This is a genomic window from Clostridium sp. UBA4395 (genome assembly GCF_002390995.1).
GTDB classification, from domain to species: domain Bacteria; phylum Bacillota; class Clostridia; order Clostridiales; family Clostridiaceae; genus Clostridium_J; species Clostridium_J sulfidigenes.
Genome location: NZ_DGRF01000075.1, coordinates 37225 through 43606, shown reverse-complemented (window position 1 = coordinate 43606; position 6382 = coordinate 37225). Strand labels below are relative to the sequence as shown.

Genomic DNA, 6382 nt, shown 5'->3' with positions numbered 1-6382 from the left:
CTATTTTGCGAAAGCCCCTTTATTTTTGGTAAAAATGAATAAATTGTGACAAGTTAAATTATTTGTAAAAATAAAAGTAAAAAATATATATTGACTTTGTTTTTCTTTAGTAATATACTTTGATTATCAAACTATTTGAAAGTCAAACAAAAGGAGAATAAAGTAGAATGAAATCCTTAAATTCAAATAAATACGTATTAAATGAATTATTAGTAACTATATTTAATGATATTCTAGAGATTGAACAAACTGCTCTACAAGAAGGAGTACTTAAAGATTTATCGGTTACAGAGATACATACTATTGAAGCTATAGGAATGTATCATCCAAGAACAATGACGGAAGTAGCAAATGATTTAAATATTACAGTAGGTACTTTAACTACAGCCATAACGAAACTTGTAAAAAAAGGATATGTAGAACGTACAAGAGGAGAAGAAGACAGAAGATCTGTAATGATAGCTCTTACTAGAAAAGGAAAGTTAGCATATAGAGTTCATGAAAAATTTCATCAGGATATGATTAGTGAAACTATAAAAGGTTTAACAGATGAAGAGGAAGAAGTGCTAATAAAATCTCTAGAGAAAGTAAATAGCTTTTTTAAGTCAAAATACAATCTTAAAAAATAAGTAAAGGAGAATAGATGTGATTGGTTCAAGAATACTAGGAACAGGTTCTTATACACCATCTAATATAGTTTACAATAAAGATATAGAAAATATTGTAGATACTTCAGATAGCTGGATTAGAGAGAGAACTGGAATTGCGGAAAGAAGAATTTCTAATGGAGAAGATACTTCAGAATTAGCAATAAAGTCAGCTTTAAAGGCTTTAGAAGATAGTAATGTAGATGGTAAAGAAATTGATTTAATTTTAGTGGCTACAGTTTCACCAGATAGTTTAATTCCATCAGTTGCATGTAATGTACAAAAGGAAATAGGTGCTATAAATGCTATGGCTTTTGATATAAATGCTGCATGTAGTGGGTTTATATTTGCGCTAGATATAGCTAAGGGGTATATAGAAACAGGTAGGGCTACAAAAGCTTTAATAATTGGAGCAGAGGTATTATCTAAAATCGTAAATTGGGAAGATAGAAATACTTGTGTATTATTTGGAGATGGAGCAGGAGCTGTAGTTATAGGAAAAGATTCTGAAGAGTATATAAGTTATATCAACTGTAAAAGTGTAGGATCTAAAGGTGAGTCACTTACTTGTGACATACTTCCTATGGAGAATATATATACCAAGGAAGTTATAAATAATAATAAGATTCAGATGAATGGAAAAGATATTTATAAGTTTGCTGTTAAGGTTATGGAAGAGGAATTTAATAGAATTATTGAAAAAGGCAATATAAAAAAGGATGATATAGATTTTATACTTCCACATCAGGCTAATATAAGAATGATAGAAAGTGTTAGTAAGAAGATTGATATACCTTTATCTAGATTCATTATAAATTTAGACAAAAAGGGGAATACATCTAGTGCAAGTATTCCAATAGCTTTAGATGAAGCAAATAAAAATGGTCAAATTAAACAAGGAAGTAACATAGTAATTATAGGATTTGGTGGTGGACTAACCTATGGTAGTGCACTGTTAAAATGGAATAAATAATTAAAAGCGTATAGGAGGAATAAAAAATGGTATTAGAAAGAGTAAAAAAAGTTATAGCAAAAGAACTAGGTGTAGAGGCAGAGGAACTAAATATACAAGCAAGTTTTACAGATGATTTAGGAATAGATTCTCTAGAAATATTTGAAATTGTTATGAGTTTAGAAGAAGAGTTTGATATTGAAATTCCAAATGAGGATATAGAAAACATAAAAAATGTTCAAGATATTTCAAGCTATATAGAAAGCAAAGTTAATTAAAACAAAGGTCAGATAGCTATCTATCTGACCTTAACCATAGGAGGTATATATGTTCAAATCAGATATATGTGAAGCTTTAAGAATACAATACCCAATAATTCAAGGGGCTATGGCTTGGATTGCAGATAGCATATTAGCAAGTAGCGTATCAAATGCGGGAGGACTTGGAATTATAGCGGCAGGAAATAACTCTCCAGAAAATGTTAGATTAGAAATAAGAAAAGCTAAAGAACTTACAGATAAACCCTTTGGAGTAAACATAATGCTTCTTAGTGATAATGCAGATGAGGTTGCTAAGATTGTTTGTGAAGAAGGAGTAAAGGTTGTTACAACAGGTGCAGGAAACCCAGGTAAATACATGAATATGTGGAAAAATCATAATATTAAGGTTATTCCAGTAGTAGCTTCAACAGGGCTTGCAAAACGAATGGAGCGAAGTGGAGCAGATATGGTAATTGCTGAAGGTTGTGAAGCTGGTGGACACATAGGAGAACTTACAACTATGGCACTTCTTCCTCAGGTTGTAGATGCTGTAAATATACCTGTTATAGCAGCTGGTGGTATAGGAGATTCTAGAGGAATGTTGGCTGCATTAGCATTAGGTGCTAATGGATTTCAAGTAGGAACTAGATTTCTAGCAGCGAATGAGTGCACTATTCATGAAAATTATAAAAAGAAGGTAATAGAATCAAAGGATATAGATTCAGTAGTTACAGGTAGAAGTACTGGGCATCCTGTAAGAGTTCTTAGAAATAGATTATCTAGAGAATATTTAAGACTTGAAAAGTTAGGTACATCAGCTGAAGAGCTAGAACAATTAGGGGTTGGTGGACTTAAAAAGGCTGTTATAGACGGTGATGTAGATAATGGTTCTATTATGGCAGGTCAAATTGCAGCTTTAATAAAAAAGGAAGAAAGTTGTGAAGAAATAATTAAAGATTTTGTAGAAGGTACTGAAACATTACTAAAATCTATGATAAATAAATTTTAAAGTTGAGAGGTAACTATGAAAAATATCGCATTTATTTTCCCAGGCCAAGGAAGTCAGTACGTAGGTATGGGAAAGGAAATATATGAAGAATTCTTAGAAGCTAAGAAAGTATTTGAAAAAGCTAACAAAATTTTAAATAAAGATATAAGTGAGTTATGCTTCAATGGTCCCATAGAAGAACTAACTTCTACTGAAAATAATCAAGTAGCTATAGTAACTCTTTCAATAGCATTATTTGAAATTTTAAAATCTCATGGAATAAATCCTAAAGTTGTTGCAGGATTGAGCCTTGGAGAATATTCTGCTTTAATCTCAAGTGGAATTATGAGTTTTGAAGAAGGATTAAGAGTAGTAAGAGAAAGAGGAATATTCATGAAGAAAGATAGTGATAAAACTAACGGCTCCATGGCGGCTATCATTGGTGGGAAAATAGAAATTATAGAAGAAGTCTGTAATGAACTTAGTGATAAAGGAATAATAGGTATAGCAAATTATAATTGTAGTTCCCAAATTGTAATTTCAGGAGAGGATTTCTTAGTAGAAGAAGCTATGAGAAGTTTAAAAATTAAAGGTGCTAAGAAAATTGTTAAGTTACCAGTAAGTGGAGGGTTCCATACAGAATTGATGGAAAATGCATCTAAAAAATTAGGGGATGTATTAAGCGAGGTATATTTTAATGAAAGCAATATAGAAGTAATACCTAATGTTACTGGAGAGATTTTACAAAATGTAATGGAACTTAGACAGTTGTTAGAAGCTCAGGTTAAATCTTCTGTGAAATGGCAAAAGACCATAGAAAATATGATTGATATGGGAATTAATACTTTTATAGAAGTTGGACCAGGAAAAGCCCTTAGTGGTTTTGTAAAGAAAATAAGTAAAGATGTAAAAATATTAAATGTTGAGGATAAAGAATCAATTTATAGTACATTGAAATATTTACAAGAAGCTCATGTATAGGAGAGGATATATATATGTTTAAAGGAAAGAATGTGGTAGTTACTGGAGGAAGTAGAGGGATAGGAAGAGCTATAGCTATAGAGTTTGGTAAAAAAGGAGCTAATGTGGTTATAAATTATGTTAGTAGTGATGCAGAGGCAGAAAAAGTTGCCGAGGAAATAAAAAGTCTTGGAGGAAATGCTATTTTAGTAAAAGGAGATGTAAGTAGTTTCGAAGAAGGAAAAAAATTAATAGATGAAACGGTAAAAGTTTTTGGAACTATAGACATATTAATTAATAATGCAGGAATAACAAAAGATGGATTAATTATGAGAATGAAAGAAGAGCACTTTGATAAGGTTATAGATATAAATCTTAAGGGTGTATTTAATACTTGTAAGAGTGCAGTGTCTCACATGCTTAAACAGAGAAGTGGAAAGATTATAAATATTTCTTCTGTAGTAGGAGTTGTAGGGAATGCAGGGCAGGCAAACTATGCAGCATCTAAAGCCGGTGTTATAGGACTTACTAAGTCAATAGCTAAGGAAGTAGGAACTAGAGGGATAACTGTAAATGCTGTAGCACCAGGATTTATAAAAAGCGATATGACAGATGTATTAAGTGAAAAAGTAAAGGATGGTATGTTAGGACTAATTCCTTTAAATAGATTTGGAAATGTAGAAGATGTAGCAAGGACTGTAGTTTTTCTTGCATCAGAGGGTGGAGACTATATAACAGGTCAAGTTATAAATGTAGATGGCGGAATGGTAATGTAGTTATTTAAGGAGGACATATAAAGTGAATAGAAGAGTGGTAATTACAGGTATGGGAGCATTAACCCCTATTGGTAATGATCTTAACAGCTTTTGGGATGGAGTTAAGAATGGTAAATGTGGCATAGATTTTATAAAATCTATGGATGTAGAAAAGTTTAAAGTTAAAATAGCTGCAGAGGTTAAAGGTTTTGACCCTACAGAGGTTATTGATAGAAAAGAAGCTAAGAGAATGGATAGATATTGTCAACTTGCTATGGCAGCAGCAGAGGAAGCAGTAAAATCTTCAAATTTAGATTTAGATAGTATTGATAAATATAGATTAGGTGTTTTGATTAGTTCAGGAATTGGCGGACTCGATACATTAGAAAATGAATATAAAAGAATGTTAGAAAGAGATACAACTAAGGTATCACCATTTTTAATTCCTATGATGATAGAGAATATGGCAGGAGGAAATGTTGCTATAAAATATGGTGCTAAAGGGCCATGCCTATCTGTAGTGACAGCTTGTGCTACAGGAACTAATAGTATAGGTGAAGCTTTTGAGATGATAAAGGCAAATAGGGCAGAGGTAATGATTACAGGTGGGACAGAGGCATCTATAACATCAATAGGTCTTGCTGGATTTACTGCGTTAACGGCTTTAAGTAAGAGTGAGGATCCTAAAAAAGCATCTACTCCTTTTGATAAAAATAGAAGTGGATTCGTAATGGGTGAAGGAGCAGGAGTTTTAATTTTAGAAGAGCTCCAGCATGCAAAGGCAAGAGGTGCAAAAATATATGGTGAAGTTATTGGATATGGATCTACTTGTGATGCCTATCATATCACTCAGCCTAGTGCTGATGGAGAAGGGGCAGCAAGAGCAATGCAACTTGCCATAGAAGAAGGAAATGTAAGTTTAGAAGATATATCATATATTAATGCTCATGGAACTAGTACTCCATATAATGATAAATTTGAAACTATAGCTATTAAAAATTTATTTAAAGAGCAAGCCTATAAGATCCCAGTTAGTTCTACAAAATCAATGACAGGACATTTATTGGGAGCATCAGGTGCTATAGAATCAATTGTATGTATAAAAGCTTTAGAGGAAGGGTTTATTCCAGCTACTATTGGTCTTGAAGAGAAGGATGAAGATTGTGATTTAGATTATGTTCCTAATATTGGAAGAAGAGCAGAACTAAAATATGCTTTGTCTAATTCCTTAGGATTTGGTGGTCATAATGCTACACTTTTATTTAAGAAATGGGAGGAATAAATTATGAATTATGAAGCAATTGAAAGGCTAATTAAATTAATAAATGATTCCAATCTTAAGGAATTAGAACTAGAAGAAGCAGGGCTTAGAATAAGGATGAGCAAAAATGATTCTAGCAAAATTATTTATAATGAAGATGCTAGAGCATTAAATCAATCTAAAATCACAGATAAATGTGATACAGAGTTTGTTAGTCATACTAATAATGCAAATGATAATACTTCAGTAATATCAACAAAGCATGAAGAAATAGCTACTGAAGAGAGTAATTTAGAAGAATGCTTTATAGTTAAGTCACCTATGGTAGGAACATATTATTCTTCACCTACAGAAAATGGAGAACCTTATACAAAAATAGGAGATTCAGTATCAAAGGAGTCAATTCTGTGCATAATTGAAGCTATGAAATTGATGAATGAAATTGAATGTGAAGTTGAAGGAACGGTGGCTAAAATATTTGTTAATAATGGAGATGTAGTAGAATTTGGTCAGCCTATAATGGCGATAAAACTTTAGAAATATAGATTATATAAAGGAG

General features: G+C 31.9%; 8 protein-coding genes. All 8 read left to right on the top strand.

Translation table 11 applies throughout. The features are described from left to right. Positions 1-167 precede the first annotated feature (167 nt). Genes B2694_RS13765 through accB form a run of 8 tightly spaced genes read left to right on the top strand, consistent with a single transcriptional unit; the run spans position 168 to position 6360 of the window. Positions 168-629 carry a MarR family transcriptional regulator gene (locus B2694_RS13765; RefSeq protein ID WP_346886239.1) on the top strand — a complete coding sequence of 154 codons (462 nt, stop codon included), beginning with the start codon at positions 168-170 and terminating at the stop codon, positions 627-629. A 16-nt stretch (positions 630-645) separates the two neighbouring features. Continuing rightward, entirely contained in the window at positions 646-1620 is a 975-nt protein-coding gene (locus tag B2694_RS13760) for a beta-ketoacyl-ACP synthase III (RefSeq protein WP_346886238.1), read from the top strand. 26 nt (positions 1621-1646) lie between these two features. Then, entirely contained in the window at positions 1647-1877 is a 231-nt protein-coding gene (gene acpP, locus B2694_RS13755) for an acyl carrier protein (protein ID WP_346886237.1), read from the top strand. Positions 1878-1926: 49 nt separating this feature from the next. Continuing rightward, positions 1927-2868 (top strand): enoyl-[acyl-carrier-protein] reductase FabK, encoded by a 942-nt coding sequence (fabK, locus tag B2694_RS13750; RefSeq protein WP_346886236.1) that lies wholly within the window; start codon positions 1927-1929, stop codon positions 2866-2868. Between the two features lie 15 nt (positions 2869-2883). Next, on the top strand, positions 2884-3828 hold the full coding sequence (fabD, locus tag B2694_RS13745; protein ID WP_346886235.1) for an ACP S-malonyltransferase: 945 nt from the start codon (positions 2884-2886) through the stop codon (positions 3826-3828). A 14-nt stretch (positions 3829-3842) separates the two neighbouring features. Next, positions 3843-4583, top strand: a complete 741-nt coding sequence (fabG, locus tag B2694_RS13740) for a 3-oxoacyl-[acyl-carrier-protein] reductase (protein ID WP_346886234.1) — start codon at positions 3843-3845, stop codon at positions 4581-4583. 22 nt (positions 4584-4605) lie between these two features. Then, positions 4606-5844 carry a beta-ketoacyl-ACP synthase II gene (gene fabF / locus B2694_RS13735; RefSeq protein ID WP_346886233.1) on the top strand — a complete coding sequence of 413 codons (1239 nt, stop codon included), beginning with the start codon at positions 4606-4608 and terminating at the stop codon, positions 5842-5844. A 3-nt stretch (positions 5845-5847) separates the two neighbouring features. Continuing rightward, positions 5848-6360 carry an acetyl-CoA carboxylase biotin carboxyl carrier protein gene (gene accB, locus B2694_RS13730; protein WP_346886232.1) on the top strand — a complete coding sequence of 171 codons (513 nt, stop codon included), beginning with the start codon at positions 5848-5850 and terminating at the stop codon, positions 6358-6360. Positions 6361-6382 lie beyond the last annotated feature (22 nt).

Coding starts and splice junctions, on each gene's coding strand:
- B2694_RS13765 (WP_346886239.1), top strand. CDS start 168: ATGAAATCCTTAAATTCAAATAAATACGTATTAAATGAATTATTAGTA.
- acpP (WP_346886237.1), top strand. CDS start 1,647: ATGGTATTAGAAAGAGTAAAAAAAGTTATAGCAAAAGAACTAGGTGTA.
- fabK (WP_346886236.1), top strand. CDS start 1,927: ATGTTCAAATCAGATATATGTGAAGCTTTAAGAATACAATACCCAATA.
- fabD (WP_346886235.1), top strand. CDS start 2,884: ATGAAAAATATCGCATTTATTTTCCCAGGCCAAGGAAGTCAGTACGTA.
- fabG (WP_346886234.1), top strand. CDS start 3,843: ATGTTTAAAGGAAAGAATGTGGTAGTTACTGGAGGAAGTAGAGGGATA.
- accB (WP_346886232.1), top strand. CDS start 5,848: ATGAATTATGAAGCAATTGAAAGGCTAATTAAATTAATAAATGATTCC.